This is a genomic window from Citrobacter sp. LST-B2 (assembly GCF_057983045.1).
Window position 1 is genome coordinate 4,234,316 of the sequence record NZ_CP192598.1, and the last position, 19,331, is coordinate 4,253,646.

A 19,331-nucleotide genomic window follows, 5' to 3' on the forward strand; every position below is an offset into this window, starting at 1 on the left:
TTTTAGTGTTGATTATCTTCTTCGCGGATTGTCCGCAGATTGCAGGCGATTACATTTAAGGTGGCGCTGAAGGAAGCGAGATCTGCTTCAGGAATGGTACGCGTGACGCGACATTGATAGGCTTCAATCATCCGGTTCAACTCTACCAGCCGGGCACGGCCTTCCGCAGTTAGCATTAGCAGACGGATGCGTTTGTCATAAGGCGATGTGGAACGCACCAGATAGCCCTGATTTTCCAGTTGTGTGAGCGTGCGCATCAGCGGTGGCAGTTCAATACCCTGCACCTGTGCCAGTTCACTGACCGAAACGTTATCGCCCAGTTGATACAGTTGCATCAGCACCGTCCAGCTGGACTGGGTCAGGCCGGTATCGGTAATAGCCGCATCAATAATGGCCCGCCATTGACGCACGACCATCGCCATACGCATCCCCAACGGGCGGCGGGCAAACAGCTCATCTTCAGTCATGTCTCTTTCCTCTCTAAGCGAAAGGAAAATAATACTTATCAGGATAAGTATCAAGAAACACACTGTCTGTAAGCATGAATTGATAAATTTTATGAATGTAACAAAGGCCGGACGGGTTCAACCTCCAGCCTCTGACTGCTACAGTCACGCTATTCAATCTGATCCCGGCGTAATCCCAGATCCTTGAGTCGCTCATCACTCATCTGTTGCAGGATCCGTCGGGTTTGCGCCTGCAGATGCCATTTTTTAAACGCTCGCCAGATCAGGACAAAACCAATAAACGGCTGCTTTGCTTTGTTTTCATGAAATTCCATACTCCACCCCCTCTCATACCAGAGCCTGTATTCTGGCGGTTTTCGAGTGGATCAATACAGATTCAAAAACAGCTTTTATTTAACATACAGATTCGCTAATACTGTCTCTGCATCGCACATTTTGCACCTGTCTGTACTGGTTTTTACATCTGTATGGCATCTTCGAGGGATACAGCATGACCCGTTACCAACATCTGGCCAACCTGCTGACCGAGCGTATTGAACAAGGGCTGTATCGTCACGGAGAGAAATTGCCGTCAGTACGCAGTCTGAGTCAGGAGCACGGTGTCAGTATCAGCACCGTACAGCAGGCGTATCAGGTACTGGAATCATTGCAGCTCATTACGCCGCAGCCCCGTTCAGGCTACTTCGTCGCGCCTCAGAAAGCGCTGCCGCCGGTCCCGCCGATGTCGCGTCCGGTACAGCGTCCGGTTGAGATTACCCAATGGGAGCAGGTACTGAACATGCTGGAAGGCCATCACGACCAATCGGTTATCCCGCTTAGCAGCGGTATTCCGGATGTTAGCCAACCCAGCCTGAAACCGCTCTGGCGCGAACTCAGTCGCGTAGCACAACACAATCTGAGTGCGGTTCTGGGCTACGATGAACTGGCTGGCAGCCTCGCACTACGCCAGCAAATCGCCCGGCTGATGCTGGATGGCGGATCGGTGGTTAACGCCGACGATCTGGTGATCACCAGCGGCAGTCAAAGCGGCATGTCACTGGCCCTGCTGGCCGTCTGCCAGCCAGGAGACATTGTCGCTGTGGAATCCCCGGCTTATTACGGCACCATGCAATTGCTGCGCGGTTTAGGGATCAAAGTGATTGAGATCCCGACCGATCCGGATACCGGCATCAGTATTGAAGCGCTGGAGCTGGCGCTTGAACAGTGGCCGATCAAAGGCGTTATCCTGGTGCCCAATTGCAATAACCCGCTCGGTTTTATCATGCCGGACGCCCGTAAGCGGGCGGTGCTGGCGCTCGCTCAACGCCACGACATTGTGATTTTCGAGGATGATGTTTACGGTGAACTGGCGACAGAGTATCCCCGCCCCAGAACCATTCACTCCTGGGATATCGACGGTCGGGTTATCCTTTGCAGTTCATTCACTAAATCGGTCGCCCCTGGCCTGCGCGTCGGCTGGGTCGCTCCGGGTCGTTATCACGACAAATTACTGCATATGAAATATGCGGTCATTGGCACCAACGTTCCCGCCACACAACTGGCGGCTGCGACGTTTGTCCGGGAAGGACACTACCATCGCCACGTCCGGCGTATGCGCCAGATTTATCAGCGTAATATGGAGATTTATACCTGCTGGGCGCGGGAATATTTTCCCTGCGGCATCTGCGTTACGCGACCAAAAGGCGGTTTTATGCTGTGGGTCGAATTGCCGGAACAAGTGGATATGGTTTGCGTTGCCAAACAGCTTTGCCGCCTGAAAATTCAGGTCGCGCCGGGCTCACTGTTTTCCGCATCAGGGAAATACCGCAACTGTGTGCGCATAAACTGTGCGCTCCCGCCCAGCGAGAAGCACCGGGACGTGATGCAGAAGCTGGGCGAGGCGATCAAAGTCGCGATGGAGTAAACATTCGACTTACCGGACGGCCTGAACGCGACACAGCGTATTCAGTGAATCACACTCTGCAGCTCTTCTGCGGAAAGTCCGGTAAGTCTTTGTACCGTGATATAACAAAGCATGACTATGCCGGAGGCACTAATTGTGACCCACACCCGAGATATTCCACAATCGTTCTGGCGCGATGAGCGGCTTGCATGGCTGGAGTTGCGCAGCACCTGGCGCAGCCATCAGGCCTATAAGCGCCATCATCATCCGCAGCTCTCCATTGGGGCCATTCTGGAAGGTGAAACCTGCTGTGTCAGCGATGGCAAAGAATACCGTTTGCAGGCAGGCGATCTGATTGTGATCCCACCGCATGTGCCGCACAGCTGTAATCCGGTCGATGGACAGTGTCGCAGCTACCATATGCTCTACCTGGACGCGGACTGGTGTGTTGCCCAGTTGTCCGAACAGACAATCCCTGCACCGTTTTTCGCCCCGAACCCGGTGATCCGCGATCCACAACGCTTTCAGCGCTTTCTCGACCTTGTGGCGTTAATGGAGAAACGGCAAACCGCGCCGCTTATCGATGCCGTCCGCCTCTTGCTGCGCGCACTCCCCTTGCAGTCAGGAAATCCGCCGCGTCCGCGAGCGACCAGTCAGTCTCTGAAAGCGCGGCTGCACAGCAATTTGCTCTCTCCACCGTCGCTTGATGATGTCGCGCAAGAGTTCGGCATGCGCAAAGAGACGCTGATTCGCACCTTTAAGCAGGACACCGGTCTGACGCCGGGCAGCTATCTGAACATCGCGCGGATCGATTTTGCCAGAACGCGACTGCGCGCCGGAGACGATATCGCCGACGTCGGCTATCAGAGTGGTTTTGCCGACCAGAGCCATTTCCACCGCACCTTTGTCAGTTATACCGCCGCCACACCGCGTCAGTATGCGCGGGGACGATCAATATCAGACAATAATTAGCGTTTCACCGGGCGTAGCGTGAACTCAGGTTTGCACACTGAGGTCACTATGGAACCGTTGTCTGTACTCTTTCCCCCTGCCTTTCCCGCCCTGGCGCTGGCTCACTTTGTGGCGCTGCTCAGCCCCGGACCGGATTTCTTTTTACTGGTGGGCTACGCCGTTCGCTATCGACTGCGCGGCAGTGCCGGGCTGTGCCTTGGGATCGCCGCCGGTAACGGCATCTATATCCTGCTGGCGATTGCCGGCTGGGGGATCCTCCGTCAGCTTCCCCAGCTCTTCACGTTGATCGCACTGTTGGGCGCACTTTATTTACTGTGGATCGGCAGCCTGCTGCTACGCAGTCGTCCGCAAACGCTGACGGGCGCAGATGCCCAGTCCACGCGTCCGGGATTGGGCAAACAAGTGCTGCTGGGGCTGGGTTCGTCGCTGCTCAACCCGAAAAACGCCTTGTTCTATCTGGCGCTGATGACCGCCCTGCTTGGCCCGTCAGTGACGCTGGTGCAGCAGGCCGTCAGCGGGATCTGGATGACCAGCGTCGTACTGTGCTGGGATCTGTTGATTGTGATGGGGATTGGCCTGCCGTTTATCCAGCGACGGCTAAGCCACGGGATCGTGTGGATCGAACGTCTCGCCGGGGTCGTGTTGATCGCCTTTGGCTGCGGGATCGTCTGGCGCTTTCTCTTCCCGTAGCTCATTGAGATACTGAATGAATTCAGCCCATTCTATTGACTAACATCAAATTATAATGACACTTAAGGTGTATATTTTCCGTTCAACTTACTTTTCCCGAGGTGTGATGTGCTGATAACCATCTGTAATCGCTACACATTCTGACAAGCGTCAGAATGTGTTCCCCTGTCTGTGATTCTCATGGGCAGTGCTTTTGATTACATGAAATTCAGTACATCCGCAGTCTGCTGTTCTCTCTTTTCTGCCTGATGTCCCTGTGACAGTATTGAATTTCGTTGTTCCCGTTAAGGGGTTCTCCACATGGAGTTCGTTTTGTATGCAATGGATTATTGAGTTTTTCAAGCGGCACGCCACGACGCTGTTCTTTCCGATGGCGCTGATTCTGTACGATTTTGCCGCCTATCTGTCGACGGACCTGATTCAGCCGGGCATCATCAACGTCGTGCGGGAGTTTGATGCCGATGTCAGTCTGGCGCCGGCGGCGGTCAGTCTCTATCTCGCCGGAGGGATGGCGCTGCAATGGCTGCTGGGGCCGCTTTCCGACCGGATCGGTCGTCGTCCGGTATTGGTCACGGGGGCGCTCATTTTTTCCCTCGCCTGTACCGCCACGCTGTTCACCACTTCAATGACACAGTTTCTGATCGCGCGCGTGGTGCAGGGCACCAGCATCTGCTTTATCGCGACGGTCGGCTACGTCACGGTGCAGGAGGCGTTCGGACAAACGAAAGCCATCAAGCTGATGGCAATCATCACCTCTATCGTGCTGGTAGCGCCGATCATTGGCCCGCTTTCCGGTGCGGCGCTGATGCACTTCGTCCACTGGAAGGTGCTGTTCGCCATTATTGCGGTAATGGGTTTTATCGCCTTTATGGGCCTGTTGCTGGCGATGCCGGAGACGGTCCAGCGCGGCGCGGTGCCGTTTAGTGCGATCAGCGTCGTACGCGATTTTCGCGATGTCTTTCGCAACCGCGTGTTCCTCTTTGGCGTCGCCACGATCTCGCTAAGTTACATCCCAATGATGAGTTGGGTCGCCGTTTCCCCGGTGATCCTGATCGACGCGGGTGGCATGACGTCCTCCCAGTTCGCCTGGGTACAGGTTCCGGTATTCGGTGCGGTCATCGTCGCCAACATGGTCGTTGCTCGTTTTGTAAAAGATCCGACCAACCCGCGCTTTATCTGGCGTGCGGTGCCCATTCAGCTCAGCGGCCTGTTTGTACTGATCGCCGGGAACCTGCTCTGGCCTCACGTGTGGCTGTGGTCGGTGTTGGGCACCAGTCTGTATGCGTTTGGCATTGGGCTAATCTTCCCGACGCTGTTCCGCTTCACGCTGTTTACCAACAACCTGCCGAAAGGAACCGTGTCGGCCTCGCTGAACATGGTCATTCTGGCGGTGATGGCCGTTTCCGTCGAAATCGGTCGCGGACTGTGGTTTAACGGCGGTCGGATCCCGTTTCACCTGTTGGCGGTCATTGCGGGAGTGGCGGTGGTATTCACGTTGAAAGGGTTGTTAACGCGGGTACGCCAGTATCACGCAACGGAACTGGCAACAGAGAAGTAAAATCAGGCCCCGCCATGCGGGGCCGTTTTTTTAAGCAATGCGGGCAAATCCGGCTTCAAGGTCGGCAATCAAATCGCCGACATCTTCCAGGCCGATATGCACCCTCACCAGCGTCCCGCTGAAATCAACCTCACCGGCCGGGCGAATGCTGTTCAACTCTTCCGGTTGGTTCGCCAGAATCAATGACTCAAATCCGCCCCATGAGTAAGCCATGTGGAACAGCGAGAAGTTATCGAGGAAGTTCGCTAACTGTTCATCCGTCAGTCGCTTTTTCAGCACGAACGAGAACAAACCAGAACTGCCGCTGAAATCACGCGTGAAGTATTCGTGGCCCGGACATTCCGGCAGTGCCGGATGATTCACCCGCGCCACTTCTGCGCGTGCCGACAGCCAACGGGCAATCTGAATGCTACTCTCCTGATGCTGCTTCAGACGCACCGACAGCGTACGCAGGCCGCGACTGCCGTTATACGCGGTATCGGCATCCAGCGTTTGCCCCATCAGATACGAGTTTTCACGCAATTGGTCCCAGCAACGGGCGTTGGATACCGCCGTTCCCAGCATGCCGTCAGAGTGACCAATCGTGTATTTGGTGCCAGCCTGAATCGAGATATCCACGCCGTAGTCCAGCGCCTTAAACAACACGCCAGCCGCCCAGGTGTTGTCGATCATAATGACGATCTCCGGGTTCACCGCACGAATAGCCTTCACCATTCCCGGCACATCCTGCACTTCCATGGTGATCGAGCTCGGTGATTCAAGGAACACCACTTTGGTTTCTGGGCGGATCAGATCGACAATTCCGGCGCCGATCATCGGATCGTAGTACGTCGTTTCGACGTTGAATTTGCTCAGGATCTTATTGCAGAAATCCTGTGTTGGTTCATATGCCGCCCCGGTCATCAGCAGATGATCGCCACGTTGTACAAACGCGAGGATCGCGTTTGTCACCGCCGCCGCACCGCACGGATAGAGCGCACAGCCGACGCCGCCTTCCAGTTCGCTCATCGCTTTCTGAAACGCGAAGTGGGTATAAGTGCCGCGACGACCATAAAACAACTCACCGTTTGCGCGATTGGCGGTGGCGAATTTTTTGTCCTTCACGGTATCAAACACCAGCGAAGAGGCGCGCTGGATAACCGGGTTTACCGCGCCCTGGGTATAGCGTTTATCGCGTCCGGCGATGACCAACTGGGTTTCGAGTTTCACTGAATCTTTCATAACCTTCTTATCCTTAATCCGTGCGTTAAACCTCGGCGGCCGTCGCCGTCGCATTCATCTCTGCATTCACCGACTTTTTCCCGGAGAAGCGTTCTACAATTTGTGCCGCATTCAAATCATGAATCACGTTGATCAGCGTCGCCGGGGCATCGGTAATGGTGCCCAGCACTACCAACATCGGAATGGTTTCCATCGGCAGTCCCAGCGTGGTGACGATAAATATCTCCCCAAGGAACGCCCCGCCCGGTACGCCGCCGACGATAATCGCGGAAAGCACGGCGATCAGCATGGTCAGGAAGAAGGTTTCCGTGGTGAATGGAATCCCCAGCACCGAGTAAATAAAGACGATCTTCAGCGCCGCAATCATCGCCACGCCGCCTTTGTTCAGGTTGACCAGCAGTGGGATCGAGACATCCACAATTTCCGGGTTAATCCCCATCGCTTTGCCCGCGCGCAGCGTCACCGGCAGCGTGCCCAGCGAAGAACAGGTACCCAGCGCCGTGACAGAAGGCTCAATGGCGTGACGCCAGAAGGCCTTCACCGCCGGTACGCCGCCGCCAATGTAAGAGTAGAGAATAGAGCCGAAAATGTAGTAAGCCAGCGTGGCAACCATGAACAGACCAATTGCCCGGGCAAAGGTGAGCAGCAGTCCGGAATCCTGGCTGGCCATCGTCGCCGCAAAGTAGCAACCGAGCCCCAGCGGCGCGACCTTCATGATGATCGACACGATCTTCATAATGACGGTGTTGGCATCGTCCAGCAGCGAGGCAATACGTTTACCCGCCTGTTCTGACTGACCAATCGCGATCCCGGCAATGATCGCCATCACGATCAGCGCGAGAATATTCGACTTAGAAAACAGACCAATAAAGTCGTTGGTGGTGATCATGCTGACAAAATCCATCTTGCCGCTGCCCGCCTGCACAGACTGCGAGAGATCGATAGTGACCCCCTGCGCCGGGTTGTACCACAGGGCTAACGCCACGATAACGGCCGCCGGAATAAACGCCATCGCGATGGAAACGATAAAGATAATCGCCATAATTCGCCCTAAGCGTTTCAGGTCGGTCATACTGGCGATAGAGGACATTACGCTGATTCCCACCAGCGGAACGATAATCATAAATAACAGGTTCAGGAAAATCTGACCTATCGGCTGGAGTTTACTGGCAAACGCGGGGGCTAAAATCCCTAATAAACCACCTGCCACCAGAGCAAGTAATAAAATAATTGACGATTTGTAGGGTTCGAGTCGTGTCCACATAATCGGTACCTTTTATAAGAATGGAATTAAATGAGAGTAAATTCACAATTTGGCGACGTTCTGTTTTTGCCTCCTTACTATTTGTGACGCACCTCACTTAAGTTGTTATTTTTTCATTTTGTGCGCATGTCGTTTCCTGTGATTCAATAGTTACATGTTTCAAAACCCAATGTAACGGCCTATTCGTACCGTTTTTGCAAATCACTTATGAGCAAAAGGAAACAATGAGCACACCCATTTCTCTCAAGCACTTAGAATTTTTTGTCCGGATTGTGGACTGCGGAGGTTTATCTGAAGCCGCGGTGCAACTTAACGTGTCACCGTCCGCGGTCAGTAAAAGTCTGGCGGCAATGGAAGATACGCTGGGGACAACATTAATTAAGCGCACGACCCGCAGTATTACGCTGACCGACGCCGGGCAATATTTGTTTAACCGGGCCAATAAATTACTGAAAGAATTTGATGAAACGCTTAATACCACCTCTGGTTATTATCATAATCCGCAGGGTGAATTACGCATTACCTGTTCGATTGCCTTCGGCTATTCCCGACTGGTCAATCTGGTAGATAAATATCGCACCCAATACCCGGATGTGAACCTGTATATCGATCTCAACGATAACTTCGTCAATCTGAACGACACGGATTTCGATATCGCCCTGCGCATCTCCACCGCCCCGCCGCAAAACTATGCCACGCGTAAACTGGTGCCGATCCGCTGGGCGTACTGCGCCTCCCCCGGTTACCTCGCGAAGAAAGGGATGCCGCTGCGTCGTACCGATCTGGTCGATCACGATTGTCTGGTTTATCCTGGCCTGACCCCGGTTCTGAAGGTTGCCGACGAGCAGGATCGCCTGCATCAGCTAAAACTGCATATGCCGATCCAGGCCAACAGCAGCCTGGTCCTGCTGAAGTCGGTGCTGGAAGATCAGGGCGTGGCCTATCTGCCGACCTATCTGATTGGCGATCATATCCAGAAAGAGGAGATCACCCCGCTGATGCTCGACGGCACGATCGCCTGCGAAACGCACACCCTTTACGCGCTCTATTTCCCCAGCAAATACAGCAATCCGAAGGTGCGTTCGTTTATTGATTTTTTGGTCGCGGAGTTAGGGGACACTGCCAGCGTGGGACAACTGGATCCCCGGCTGATCCCCGGTTGTTTTTGCACGATCCCTCCGTCTGGCTCTATCCTTAAGCGTATGAATAAAATTGCTGAACTCAAACGCGCCAAACTGCTGGCGCTTTCGTTACTGCTGATCGCGGCCACTACGTTCGTCATCACCCTCTTCCTGCCGCCTGGTTTTTGGGTCAGCGGGATCAAAGCCATTGCCGAGGCGGCGATGGTCGGTGCCCTGGCGGACTGGTTCGCGGTGGTGGCGCTGTTTCGCCGCGTCCCTCTCCCGTTCATTTCGCGGCACACGGCGATTATTCCCCGCAATAAGGACCGCATCGGCGAGAATCTGGGGCAGTTTGTGCAGGAGAAATTCCTCGACACCCAGTCCCTGGTCGCGCTGATCCGCCGCCATGAACCCGCGCTGCTGATTGGCAACTGGTTCAGCCAGCCGGAAAACGCCCAGCGGGTCGGACAGCATCTGTTGCAGATCGTGAGCGGTTTTCTGGAACTGACCGACGATGCCCGTATCCAGCGCCTGCTAAAACGGGCGGTGCATAAGGCGATTGATAAGGTCGATCTCTCCGGCACCAGCGCCCTGATGCTGGAAAGCATGACCAAAAACGATCGCCATCAGGTTCTGCTCGATACGCTGATCGTCCAGTTGATATCCCTCCTCCAGCGCGACAGTTCGAGGACCTTTATCGCCCGGCAAATCGTCCACTGGCTGGAGACCGAGCATCCGCTGAAGGCTAAAATTCTGCCTACCGAATGGCTGGGCGAGCACAGCGCGGAGCTGGTATCGGAAGCGGTGAACTCGCTGCTCGACGACATCAGCCACGATCGCGCGCATCAAATCCGCCACGCCTTCGATCGCGCCACGTTCAGGCTTATCGACAAACTGAAAAACGATCCGGAGATGGCGAACCGGGCGGAAAGCATCAAAGATTACCTGAAAGAAGATGAAGCCTTTAACCGCTACCTCGGCGAGCTGTGGGCGGATTTACGTCAGTGGCTGAAGCAGGATATCAACGCCGACGATTCCAGGGTGAAGCAGCGAATCGCCCATGCCGGACAGTGGTTTGGCGAAACGCTGATCGCCGACGATGCGCTGCGCGCTTCGCTCAACGGCCATCTGGAGCAGGCCGCCCATCGGGTGGCGCCGGAGTTTGCCGCCTTCCTGACCCGCCACATCAGCGATACGGTGAAAAGCTGGGATGCCCGCGATATGTCGCGGCAGATTGAACTTAACATCGGGAAAGATTTACAGTTTATCCGCGTCAACGGCACGCTGGTGGGCGGGACGATCGGGCTGGTCTTATACCTGTTATCGCAACTTCCCTCACTGCTGCCCGCACTGTCCACTTTTTAAGGAGAAAAAATGGCTGACATTACCCTTTCCCCGGCGCAGCGCGACGGTCTGCGCGATGCGCTCAGAGACTACTGCCGCGATCATTTCGAACTGGAGCTGGAACAGTTCGACGCTGAGTTTTTTATTGATTTCATTAGCGAAAAACTAGGGCCTGTGTACTACAACGCGGGCATTGAGGAGGCGATTCGCACGCATCTGGCCTGGAGCGAGCGCATCCAGGAAGAGATGGATCTGAAGAAGATTTTATAATGCCTTACCTGGCGGGAGATCAATAAATCCATAACATTGACATGGTTATAATGCGAGCACTTTTAACATCTCCCGTGTCACGGGGAAGGAAAATCCATGTCGCTTATCACCGATCTGCCCGCCATTTTCGACCAGTTCTCTGAAGCCCGCCAGAAAGGCTTTCTCACCGTGATGGATCTCAAAGAGCAGGGTATCCCGCTGGTGGGAACCTATTGCACCTTCATGCCGCAGGAGATCCCGATGGCGGCGGGTGCGGTGGTGGTCTCGCTGTGCTCAACGTCGGATGAAACCATCGAAGAAGCCGAAAAAGATCTACCGCGCAACCTCTGCCCGCTGATCAAAAGCAGCTACGGTTTCGGCAAAACCGACAAATGCCCCTATTTTTACTTTTCCGACCTGGTAGTGGGTGAAACCACCTGCGATGGCAAAAAGAAAATGTACGAATATATGGCGGAGTTCAAAGCCGTTCACGTCATGCAGTTGCCAAACAGCAGCCAGGATGCCGCCTCACGCGCGCTGTGGAAAGCAGAAATTCTGCGTCTGCAACAGGCTGTGGAAGCACGCTTTGGGACGCCGGTTACCGAAGCGGCACTGCGTGACGCCATTGTCCTCAAAAACCGTGAGCGTCGTGCACTGGCGAATTTCTATCGTCTCGGGCAGCTTAATCCCCCTGCATTGAGCGGCAGCGATATCCTGAAAGTGGTGTACGGCGCGACCTTCCGCTTTGATAAAGAAGCCCTTATCGACGAACTGAACAGCATGGCTGAACGCGTGCGCCAGGCATGGCAGGATGGTAAACGACTGGACGCCCGTCCGCGTATTCTGATCACCGGCTGTCCGATCGGCGGCGCGGCAGAAAAAGTGGTGCGCGCCATTGAGGAAAACGGCGGTTGGGTGGTGGGATACGAAAACTGTACCGGCGCGAAGGCGACCGAGCAGTGCGTCGCGGAAACTGGTGACGTATACGAGGCGCTCACCGACAAATATCTCGCCATCGGCTGTTCGTGCATCTCTCCAAACGATCAGCGCCTGACGCTGCTCAGCCAGATGGTGGAAGAGTACCATGCAGACGGCGTGGTGGACGTGATTTTGCAGGCCTGTCATACCTATGCCGTTGAATCACTGGCAATTAAGCGCCATGTTCGCCAGCAACACAACATTCCTTATATCGCCATTGAAACCGACTACTCTACCTCGGATGTCGGCCAGCTCAGCACCCGCGTCGCGGCCTTTATTGAAATGCTGTGAGGAGCAGGCGTGACGTATTCGATAGGAATTGATTCCGGCTCGACGGCGACCAAAGGCATTTTACTCACCGGCGGTGTGATTGAGCGCCGTTTCCTGTGCCCGACGCCATTCCGCCCTGCCGATGCCATCCGTGAGGCCTGGGAGGTTCTCGCGGAAGGTCTGGAAACGCGCCCCTACCTGACCTTAACCGGCTATGGCCGCCAGCTGGTTGATTTTGCCGACAAGCAGGTGACGGAAATCTCCTGTCACGGACTGGGTGCGCGGCTGCTCGCACCTGCCACCCGCACGGTCATTGACATCGGTGGACAGGATAGCAAGGTGATCCAACTGGATGACGATGGTAACCTCACCGACTTTCTGATGAATGACAAATGCGCGGCGGGCACCGGGCGCTTTCTGGAGGTCATTTCACGCACCCTGGGCGCCAGCGTGGAGCAACTCGATACCATTACCGCTGGCGTTGCGCCGCACGCCATCAGCAGTATGTGCACCGTTTTTGCCGAATCCGAAGTGATTAGCCTACGCTCTGCGGGTATCGCCCCGGAAGCGATCCTCGCGGGGGTGATCAATGCCATGGCGCGACGCAGCGCCAATTTCATTGGTCGACTCTCTTCAGAAGGGCCACTGCTGTTTACCGGCGGCGTCAGCCACTGCGCAGCGTTTGCCCGGATGCTGGAAGGCCATGTCGGTATCCCGGTAAACACCCACCCGGACGCGCAGTTTGCCGGCGCCATCGGCGCGGCGCTGATCGGCCAACGGCAGAGAAAGCGCGGATGACGGAATACCTGTTTTTATTTCATTCGACGATTGGCGTGATCCAGACCCGCAAAGCGTTGCAGGCCGCAGGCGTGACCTTTCGGGTCGCCGACATTCCCCGCCAGTTGCGCGGGGGCTGCGGACTGTGCGTCTACCTGCATTGCCAGCCTGGTGAACAAGATCGGTGGGTGATCCCCGGTCACACCGAATCAATCTACCGCCTTGAGCAGGGCGACTGGCAATGTGTGGCAACCTTCGACGCGCCAGCACGTTGCCCCGCGAAACCACGATAAATGTCACTATGCAATTATCACCCGTTTAAGGATTCATTAAGATTAATCTTTATACTTTCTCCCTTAATGTCTTTGATTTTATTTAAGGAAGAATAATGAGATTGTCCGCCCGATATCTGAATTCACCTCTGCGAATCATGCTTCTTCTTACTTTACTCATTGCGGGGGCGAGTTATGTCATATCGGGTAACGCCATGCCCGACAATGACAATAACTCCCTTGCCGATTATCGCGCGACGATAGACGCTAAACAGATCGCGGGCGTGAAAAAAAATGTCTCCTCACTCACCTGGTCCGATAAAACGAATACGTTGTTCAGCACAATCAATAAACCCGCCGCGATTATTGAATTAACCCGCCAGGGTCAACTGCTGCGTACCATCCCACTCGATTTTATTCGCGATCTGGAGACGATCGAGTTCATTGGTAACGACACATTTGTCATCAGCGATGAAAGTGACTATTCCATCTACGTGATTACCCTCAATGCGCAGTCACAGGTCAACATCATCAAAAAGTTAACGCTTAATCTCTATGAAACCCCGACCAACGACGGTTTTGAGGGCCTCGCCTGGTCACGTGAAAAAGAGACATTCTGGTTTTTTAAAGAAAAGAGACCGATTGGGATCTATAAAGTGACGGGGCTGCTCAATAATGACAATCTGACCATCAGTAAAGAGCATGCGCTGCAACAACAGCTAGGTGTGCAGGATATTTCAGGCGCGGAGTTTAATCCGCAGCGGAACAGCCTGCTGATCCTATCTCACGAATCACGAGTGCTCAAAGAGGTCAGAACCGACGGCAACGTTCTCGGCGTCATGCCGCTAACCGAAGGTCACCACGGGTTGGCGCACACCATACAGCAGGCTGAAGGGATCGCGATGGATAACCAGGGGACGCTGTTTATCGTGGCAGAGCCCAACCTGTTTTACCGCTTCACGTCTAAGAGCGCACAATAATACCGCCATCGCCTTACCCATTTGTTATAAATTTGTTACTCTCGCATTTCGCTCACGACAAATAACAATGGGTACGGCATGAGCCAGCAACCGCACATCGCAGACCGGTATTCACTGCGCACCGCCCTTTTCGGGATGATGGTCCTCGCGCTGGGCATGGGAATTGGCCGTTTTCTCTATACCCCAATGCTGCCCGTACTGCTGGCTGAGGGGCGCTTCACGTTTTCCGAACTGTCGTGGATAGCCAGCGTCAACTATGCGGGATACCTGGTCGGCAGCCTGTTGTTCTCGTTCGGGCTTTTTCATCTGCCGGGACGTTTACGCCCTATGCTGTTGAGTTCAGCGGTGGCGACCGGCGCACTGATCCTCGCGATGGCGCTATTCTCCAATCCCATGGTGGTGATGCTAGTGCGCTTTTTGGCGGGAGTCGCCAGCGCCGGGATGCTGATCTTTGGCTCCACGCTGGTGCTACAACATACCCGCAATCCTTTTGTCATTGCCTCGCTGTTTTCTGGCGTCGGCGTCGGGATTGCGCTGGGTAACGAGTACGTGATTGCTGGTCTGCACTTTGCGCTCTCCTCCCACGCGCTGTGGATCGGGGCGGTGGCCTTCTCGGCCGTCCTGGCGATGTTGCTGGTGCTGCTGCTTCCGTCCCACGCCCACACGCTGCCTGCCGCCACCCAGGCAAAAAGTGACCCACAGCCGATGCGCTGGTGGCTATTGGCGCTGCTCTACGGACTGGCAGGATTCGGTTACATCATCGTTGCCACCTATTTACCGCTTATGGCGAAAGGGGCGGGTTCTCCACTGCTGACGGTTCATCTGTGGACGTTGGTCGGTGTCTCAATTGTGCCGGGCTGCTTCGCCTGGCTGTGGGCCGCGAAACGCTGGGGAGTGCTGCAATGCCTGACGGCAAACCTGGTGATTCAGGGGGCCTGTGTGATCCTGACGCTGGCCAGCGGCTCTCCGCTGTTGCTGGTGCTGAGCAGCGTGGGGTTCGGCGCAACGTTTATGGGCACCACCTCGCTGGTCATGACCCTCGCGCGACAGCTTATTGTGCCGGGAAACCTCAACCTGCTCGGGTTTGTGACGCTGACCTACGGTATCGGCCAGATTCTGGGTCCGCTGTTAACCACGCTGTTAGGCAGTGGCACGCAGGCGATTACCGATGCCACGCTGTGCGGCGCGCTGGCGTTATTTATCGCCGCGACGATCAGCGCCCTGCAATTCTATAAACAAAAGCGTTTGTTGACGTGCCGCATCAAAGACATGCGCTGACCATAATACGGGGGACCTGGTGGATCCACTCCAGTAATTCGTAAAGCAGCGAAGCCGTGACGATTTTACTGGTTGTCGCGGTTGACCAGGGAAAGAGCGTTACGCTGAGTTCCCACGTCATGAGCGAGACAGTTGTCACGACCAGGGTCAGTCCTAATGCGGTGACGGTAATACACGCCATGGCGCGCCAGAGAGGTAAAAACATCATCCTGTAAAATCCGCCCGCACTTATTCACGGCCGCCTTCATTGGCGGTGCGATGCAGCATGAGCGCTTCGGCAATAATGTCCTGTTTGCTTTTACGCGTTTCTAACGCCAACGCCCGAACGTAGTCCCATAGCGTAGTCTCAACACGGGCGCTTAACAGCACCATATCTTTAGAACGGGTTCCCCTGGCTTTACGGGTATCGGGATAATCGCGGGAAGGCATCGTCGGCTCCTGAAGGCTATGTCGTCTTAACTGGGGAGGAATATGCAGTTGGTCGAATAACAAGTCAACGTACAAAATTTCAGCAGCCGGGTGATAGAAATGTTAAGAAAACGCCTTAAAATGGAACGCTGTTTCAAGTGAAAGATAGCCCGTAGCAGGCTAATGATGTCAGGGTTTATTTACATGTTCTGATTAATTCAGTGCATTTCAGCCCCTGCGCTTCCGGCAAAACATTCACCACGATTATTGAAAATTCCTATGCGCCAATAAGTTACTTACAGGATAAATGTTTACTTTGAAGGCAATAACTGGCTTTTTTAGAGAGAGTTACGACGATCTCTTTCAATAATTTTCGCTAACGTCACTTCTTTTCTTTGTTATCAGACGTCTTACCACCGCCACCATAAACGCAATAAAGGTAAACAAGTCGTAAATAAGGACATTTTTTAACGACGCAAATTAAGTGCGTATCAATTGATATGGATCAATTTTAAAAGCTGAATTTTGCCAGCTTTTGGTAAGAATCTGATGAAGCGCACAAATACCGACTGCTTTTGTACACTAAATTTTACGCCACCAGACATGCCTGTCATCCGCGGGTGATATTGACTTTACTTTTCATCGCCACACTTCCAGCACGACGGAACCAAAGTTATTCCAGTACATCCCCGACATATCATTTGCAAACACCACTAACTCACCGCTGCGGGGCGCAATCCAGCCATTATTGAGCCGGGTGCCGTCGCCAATCACAAACATGGTATCGGTTGATTTATCAATAGTACCAATCAGGGTAAACCAGGTCGCAGATTCGTGGCGGCAACGCAGCCAGAGTCGGGCAAAATTCAAATAGCCGACGGTGTAACCGTTCGCGTCACAATAATGCCCCATATCGCACCACTTTCCGGTGACATGAAAGAAATACCTGACGCCCTGCTCAACAAACAGCTCCGTTTCAACCCATTTATCGCGTGAGCGAATTTGAGTTCGCTTCACCCGTCGTGAAGCCAGTGGCGGAACGCACATTCGATCAACCATACATCATCACCTTTGCGCAAACACAGTTATGCAGGCCGCCAAAGGCCGCCCGGATAAAACGATGACGAACAGAAGGGGTAACACTAATTTTTATGAACTCTGCGGCCGCGCTCCATAACAGGAAAGTTGTAATCAGCGCGTGCCGTTTCATACCTTTCATTGACCTGACGCGATAGCGCCTACAGATGCGCCGTTCAACGTGCGGGTAAGCAGCCCACGCGCTTACCCGCACAGTATCTTACGGGTTACCGGTAGTTGACCTTCATATTTTTCGACAACGGTTCAATGACCGTGGAGACCAGAATAAAGCACAGAACACAGAACCCGGTCATCGCCATGAATACCGCATCCCAGTTGTAAGCATCCAGAATAATACCCACGATCAGCGGCATACACATGCCACCCAGTTGCCCGCCCATGTTGATCACGCTGTAAGCGATCGGATAAATGTCTTTATTCGCCCGCCCCATCGCGTAGACCGAGTAAGCCGAATAGCCCAGCGACAGCATCAGCCCCAGCAGGAACAGCATCAGCGACAGAACGATTTTGCTTTCTGGCGCATAAACCAGTGAGTACATGGTGAAGATCGTCGCCCCGGCGCTGAGCAACATCAGCGGTTTACGACGCTTGTTCAGCACCCGGTCAGAGAGCACGCCGCCAATAAAGTTGCCCATGACCGTCCCGAGAAACGGTGCGGCTGCCAGTGCGGCAGAACTCGTCAGATCGAATCCGCGTTCGGTGATCAGATACTTGGGCAGCCATGACATCAGCACGCTGACAATCCCCACCATCGAGAAGTATCCCAGCGCGACGCCATAAATATCCCAGCAGCGGAAGACCTGTTTTGAACAGGAGAGTTCTTCAACCTGCTTTGTGCGAATTAGCTTGTCGAGCCAGCAGTAATTGAACTCAGGAACGGCCGGAGCGGCGGCTTCCTGAGTCGTCGCCGGAAGCTGTTCTTCGCGGATGTAAGCGACCTCTTGCTCATTCACGAAGCGGCTCTCTTCCGGCTTATTGCGAACCATCAGATACCAGAAGATCGCCAACAGCAAGCCCGGAATGGCAAAGAAGACAAAGATATAGCGCCATCCCCAGACGGTGATGATCCAGGCGCACAGTGGCGGGACGATCAGTGGACCAAACTTGGATCCTGCCAGAAACAGCCCGGTTGCCGTCCCTTTTTCCTTCGGGGGAAACCACTGGTTGATAGTCACCGTCGAGCCAATAACCACCGGTGACTCACAGACGCCCACCATAAAACGCAGGATCTTCAGCAGGAAAATGTTATTCACCATCCCCATCAACCCCGTAAATACGGAGGTTAATAACATCCCCATCGCAAATGCATTACGCATGCCGAACTTCTTAATCAAGTACCCGGCAGGAATTTGAAAAAACGCATAGCCGGCAAAGAACAGGCTGATTAACAGTCCTGCCATGGTATTTGAGATTTGAAATTCTTCCTGAATAAACGGAATAGCAAAGCCGATATTTGCGCGATCGGCGTTAGCTACGGTGTAGGTTACAAAAATAAAACTCATGACCCACCATCTGTAATGGGTCATCTTCGGCTTCCCGATATTATTATTCATCATGTCTGTTTCCGTATCAGAGGTCAGATTTTTTCGCTGCAAAAATCAAATTCACTGTAGGTTCTGGCTCGCGAAAGACTGCTCAACAACGTCGGTTCAATCGTGCTGCGGATCAGGTTTGCGATATCCAGCAGGTCAGGCAGTGAGATACCGGTATCGAACCCCATTCGGTTAAACATATTCACCGCATCCTCGGTGGCGGCATTACCGGCGGCCCCAGGCGCAAACGGGCACCCGCCCAGTCCACCGACAGCGGTCTCAAAGCGCGTTATGCCCGACTGAACGCCAGCAAACATACAGGCCAGCGCCATACCGTGGGTGTTATGCAGATGCAAACCAATGTCCATTTTGGGGAATTTCTGCTGGATCCCGCGCAGTACAGATAATGTCTGAGTCGGATTGGCGACGCCGATGGTGTCGCACAGGGTTACCGCCGAAATCCCGAGATCATCGGCAAACTTGATCATATCCATCAGCGTTTCACGACTGGTCTCGCCAATAAACGGGCAGCCAAATACCGTCGCCAGCGACAGCGTAATAGTCATATCCGGGAACGTGTGGCGAATTTTATAAAGATCCTCCAGCGACTCGGCATGCGTCCGGTTAATGTTGGCCTTGTTATGCGCCGGACTGACCGAAACCACATAGTTAATATTTTTAATGCCGGCCTCACTGGCGAGACTGGCCCCCTTCACGTTCGGTACTAACACTGACGGAATAATATGCGGATGCGTGTTCAGAACATGCTGAATAACCTCACGGGCATCGCTCATTTGTGGAATCGCCTTAGGACTAACCATCGAGGTGATTTCCATCGCGCCGATCCCCGACTCGACCAGACGATCGATAATTTTTATTTTTAAATCGGTAGGAATAAACGCTTTGATGTTCTGAAAACCATCTCTTGGCCCGACTTCAGTAATCTGGATAAATGTCGACATGGCAGAAC

General features: G+C 54.0%; 20 protein-coding genes and 1 pseudogene. 12 read left to right on the plus strand and 9 right to left on the minus strand.

Annotated features, from left to right (window positions below; genetic code table 11):
• Window positions 1–2: 2 nt before the first annotated feature.
• Both ACQ0PY_RS20415 and ACQ0PY_RS20420 read right to left on the minus strand, forming a co-directional pair.
• Window positions 3–467 (minus strand): MarR family winged helix-turn-helix transcriptional regulator, encoded by a 465-nt coding sequence (locus tag ACQ0PY_RS20415; RefSeq protein ID WP_042999305.1) that lies wholly within the window; start codon window positions 465–467, stop codon window positions 3–5.
• Window positions 468–616: 149 nt separating this feature from the next.
• Window positions 617–781 carry a DUF1127 domain-containing protein gene (locus ACQ0PY_RS20420; protein WP_071888362.1) on the minus strand — a complete coding sequence of 55 codons (165 nt, stop codon included), beginning with the start codon at window positions 779–781 and terminating at the stop codon, window positions 617–619.
• Window positions 782–957: 176 nt separating this feature from the next.
• Here ACQ0PY_RS20420 and ACQ0PY_RS20425 point away from each other — a divergent pair, with 176 nt between their 5' ends.
• The 4 genes from ACQ0PY_RS20425 (at window position 958) to mdtM (ending at window position 5,569) form a co-directional block, all read left to right on the plus strand.
• Window positions 958–2,370: an aminotransferase-like domain-containing protein gene (locus tag ACQ0PY_RS20425; protein WP_044264485.1), complete on the plus strand. Its 1,413-nt coding sequence runs from the start codon at window positions 958–960 to the stop codon at window positions 2,368–2,370.
• A 135-nt stretch (window positions 2,371–2,505) separates the two neighbouring features.
• Window positions 2,506–3,321, plus strand: a complete 816-nt coding sequence (locus tag ACQ0PY_RS20430) for an AraC family transcriptional regulator (RefSeq protein ID WP_042999304.1) — start codon at window positions 2,506–2,508, stop codon at window positions 3,319–3,321.
• Between the two features lie 48 nt (window positions 3,322–3,369).
• Complete coding sequence (locus tag ACQ0PY_RS20435; protein WP_042999303.1) at window positions 3,370–4,011, plus strand: LysE family translocator; 642 nt, start codon at window positions 3,370–3,372, stop codon at window positions 4,009–4,011.
• 325 nt (window positions 4,012–4,336) lie between these two features.
• Window positions 4,337–5,569 carry a multidrug efflux MFS transporter MdtM gene (gene mdtM / locus ACQ0PY_RS20440; protein WP_099433781.1) on the plus strand — a complete coding sequence of 411 codons (1,233 nt, stop codon included), beginning with the start codon at window positions 4,337–4,339 and terminating at the stop codon, window positions 5,567–5,569.
• Between the two features lie 30 nt (window positions 5,570–5,599).
• Here mdtM and metC read toward each other — a convergent pair whose 3' ends face one another.
• Complete coding sequence (metC, locus tag ACQ0PY_RS20445; RefSeq protein WP_042999301.1) at window positions 5,600–6,790, minus strand: cystathionine beta-lyase; 1,191 nt, start codon at window positions 6,788–6,790, stop codon at window positions 5,600–5,602.
• Between the two features lie 25 nt (window positions 6,791–6,815).
• Window positions 6,816–8,054, minus strand: a complete 1,239-nt coding sequence (locus tag ACQ0PY_RS20450) for a dicarboxylate/amino acid:cation symporter (RefSeq protein WP_042999300.1) — start codon at window positions 8,052–8,054, stop codon at window positions 6,816–6,818.
• Between the two features lie 224 nt (window positions 8,055–8,278).
• Between ACQ0PY_RS20450 and ACQ0PY_RS20455 the strand changes: the two are divergent.
• The 8 genes and pseudogenes from ACQ0PY_RS20455 to ACQ0PY_RS20490 all read left to right on the plus strand — a co-directional run.
• Window positions 8,279–9,106 (plus strand): annotated as a pseudogene (locus tag ACQ0PY_RS20455) (LysR family transcriptional regulator); the annotation flags it as partial.
• Window positions 9,107–9,256: 150 nt separating this feature from the next.
• Window positions 9,257–10,540 (plus strand): DUF445 domain-containing protein, encoded by a 1,284-nt coding sequence (locus tag ACQ0PY_RS20460; RefSeq protein WP_042999298.1) that lies wholly within the window; start codon window positions 9,257–9,259, stop codon window positions 10,538–10,540.
• Between the two features lie 9 nt (window positions 10,541–10,549).
• Window positions 10,550–10,789: a DUF2164 domain-containing protein gene (locus tag ACQ0PY_RS20465; RefSeq protein WP_042999297.1), complete on the plus strand. Its 240-nt coding sequence runs from the start codon at window positions 10,550–10,552 to the stop codon at window positions 10,787–10,789.
• 96 nt (window positions 10,790–10,885) lie between these two features.
• A complete protein-coding gene (locus ACQ0PY_RS20470; RefSeq protein WP_042999296.1) occupies window positions 10,886–12,037 on the plus strand; it encodes a double-cubane-cluster-containing anaerobic reductase in 1,152 nt (383 codons plus the stop codon).
• 9 nt (window positions 12,038–12,046) lie between these two features.
• A complete protein-coding gene (yjiL, locus tag ACQ0PY_RS20475; protein ID WP_099433758.1) occupies window positions 12,047–12,814 on the plus strand; it encodes a putative 2-hydroxyacyl-CoA dehydratase activator YjiL in 768 nt (255 codons plus the stop codon).
• On the plus strand, window positions 12,811–13,086 hold the full coding sequence (locus ACQ0PY_RS20480; protein ID WP_109739495.1) for a putative Se/S carrier protein: 276 nt from the start codon (window positions 12,811–12,813) through the stop codon (window positions 13,084–13,086). Before yjiL ends, ACQ0PY_RS20480 begins: the two co-directional genes overlap by 4 nt.
• Before the next feature lie 194 nt (window positions 13,087–13,280).
• A complete protein-coding gene (locus ACQ0PY_RS20485; RefSeq protein WP_224788354.1) occupies window positions 13,281–14,045 on the plus strand; it encodes an SdiA-regulated domain-containing protein in 765 nt (254 codons plus the stop codon).
• A gap of 78 nt (window positions 14,046–14,123) precedes the next feature.
• Window positions 14,124–15,323 carry an MFS transporter gene (locus tag ACQ0PY_RS20490; RefSeq protein WP_109739496.1) on the plus strand — a complete coding sequence of 400 codons (1,200 nt, stop codon included), beginning with the start codon at window positions 14,124–14,126 and terminating at the stop codon, window positions 15,321–15,323.
• Here the strand turns inward: ACQ0PY_RS20490 and ACQ0PY_RS20495 are convergent.
• The 5 genes from ACQ0PY_RS20495 to ACQ0PY_RS20515 form a co-directional block, all read right to left on the minus strand.
• Window positions 15,307–15,531, minus strand: a complete 225-nt coding sequence (locus ACQ0PY_RS20495) for a hypothetical protein (protein WP_042999291.1) — start codon at window positions 15,529–15,531, stop codon at window positions 15,307–15,309. The genes ACQ0PY_RS20490 and ACQ0PY_RS20495 overlap by 17 nt on opposite strands.
• Before the next feature lie 20 nt (window positions 15,532–15,551).
• A complete protein-coding gene (locus ACQ0PY_RS20500) occupies window positions 15,552–15,752 on the minus strand; it encodes a hypothetical protein (RefSeq protein WP_042999290.1) in 201 nt (66 codons plus the stop codon).
• A 618-nt stretch (window positions 15,753–16,370) separates the two neighbouring features.
• Window positions 16,371–16,790, minus strand: coding sequence for a hypothetical protein (locus ACQ0PY_RS20505; RefSeq protein ID WP_042999289.1), 420 nt, complete (start codon window positions 16,788–16,790; stop codon window positions 16,371–16,373).
• Window positions 16,791–17,035: 245 nt separating this feature from the next.
• Window positions 17,036–18,385: an MFS transporter gene (locus tag ACQ0PY_RS20510; RefSeq protein WP_044253848.1), complete on the minus strand. Its 1,350-nt coding sequence runs from the start codon at window positions 18,383–18,385 to the stop codon at window positions 17,036–17,038.
• 20 nt (window positions 18,386–18,405) lie between these two features.
• Window positions 18,406–19,323 (minus strand): hydroxymethylglutaryl-CoA lyase, encoded by a 918-nt coding sequence (locus ACQ0PY_RS20515; RefSeq protein ID WP_044264501.1) that lies wholly within the window; start codon window positions 19,321–19,323, stop codon window positions 18,406–18,408.
• Between the last annotated feature and the right edge of the window lie 8 nt (window positions 19,324–19,331).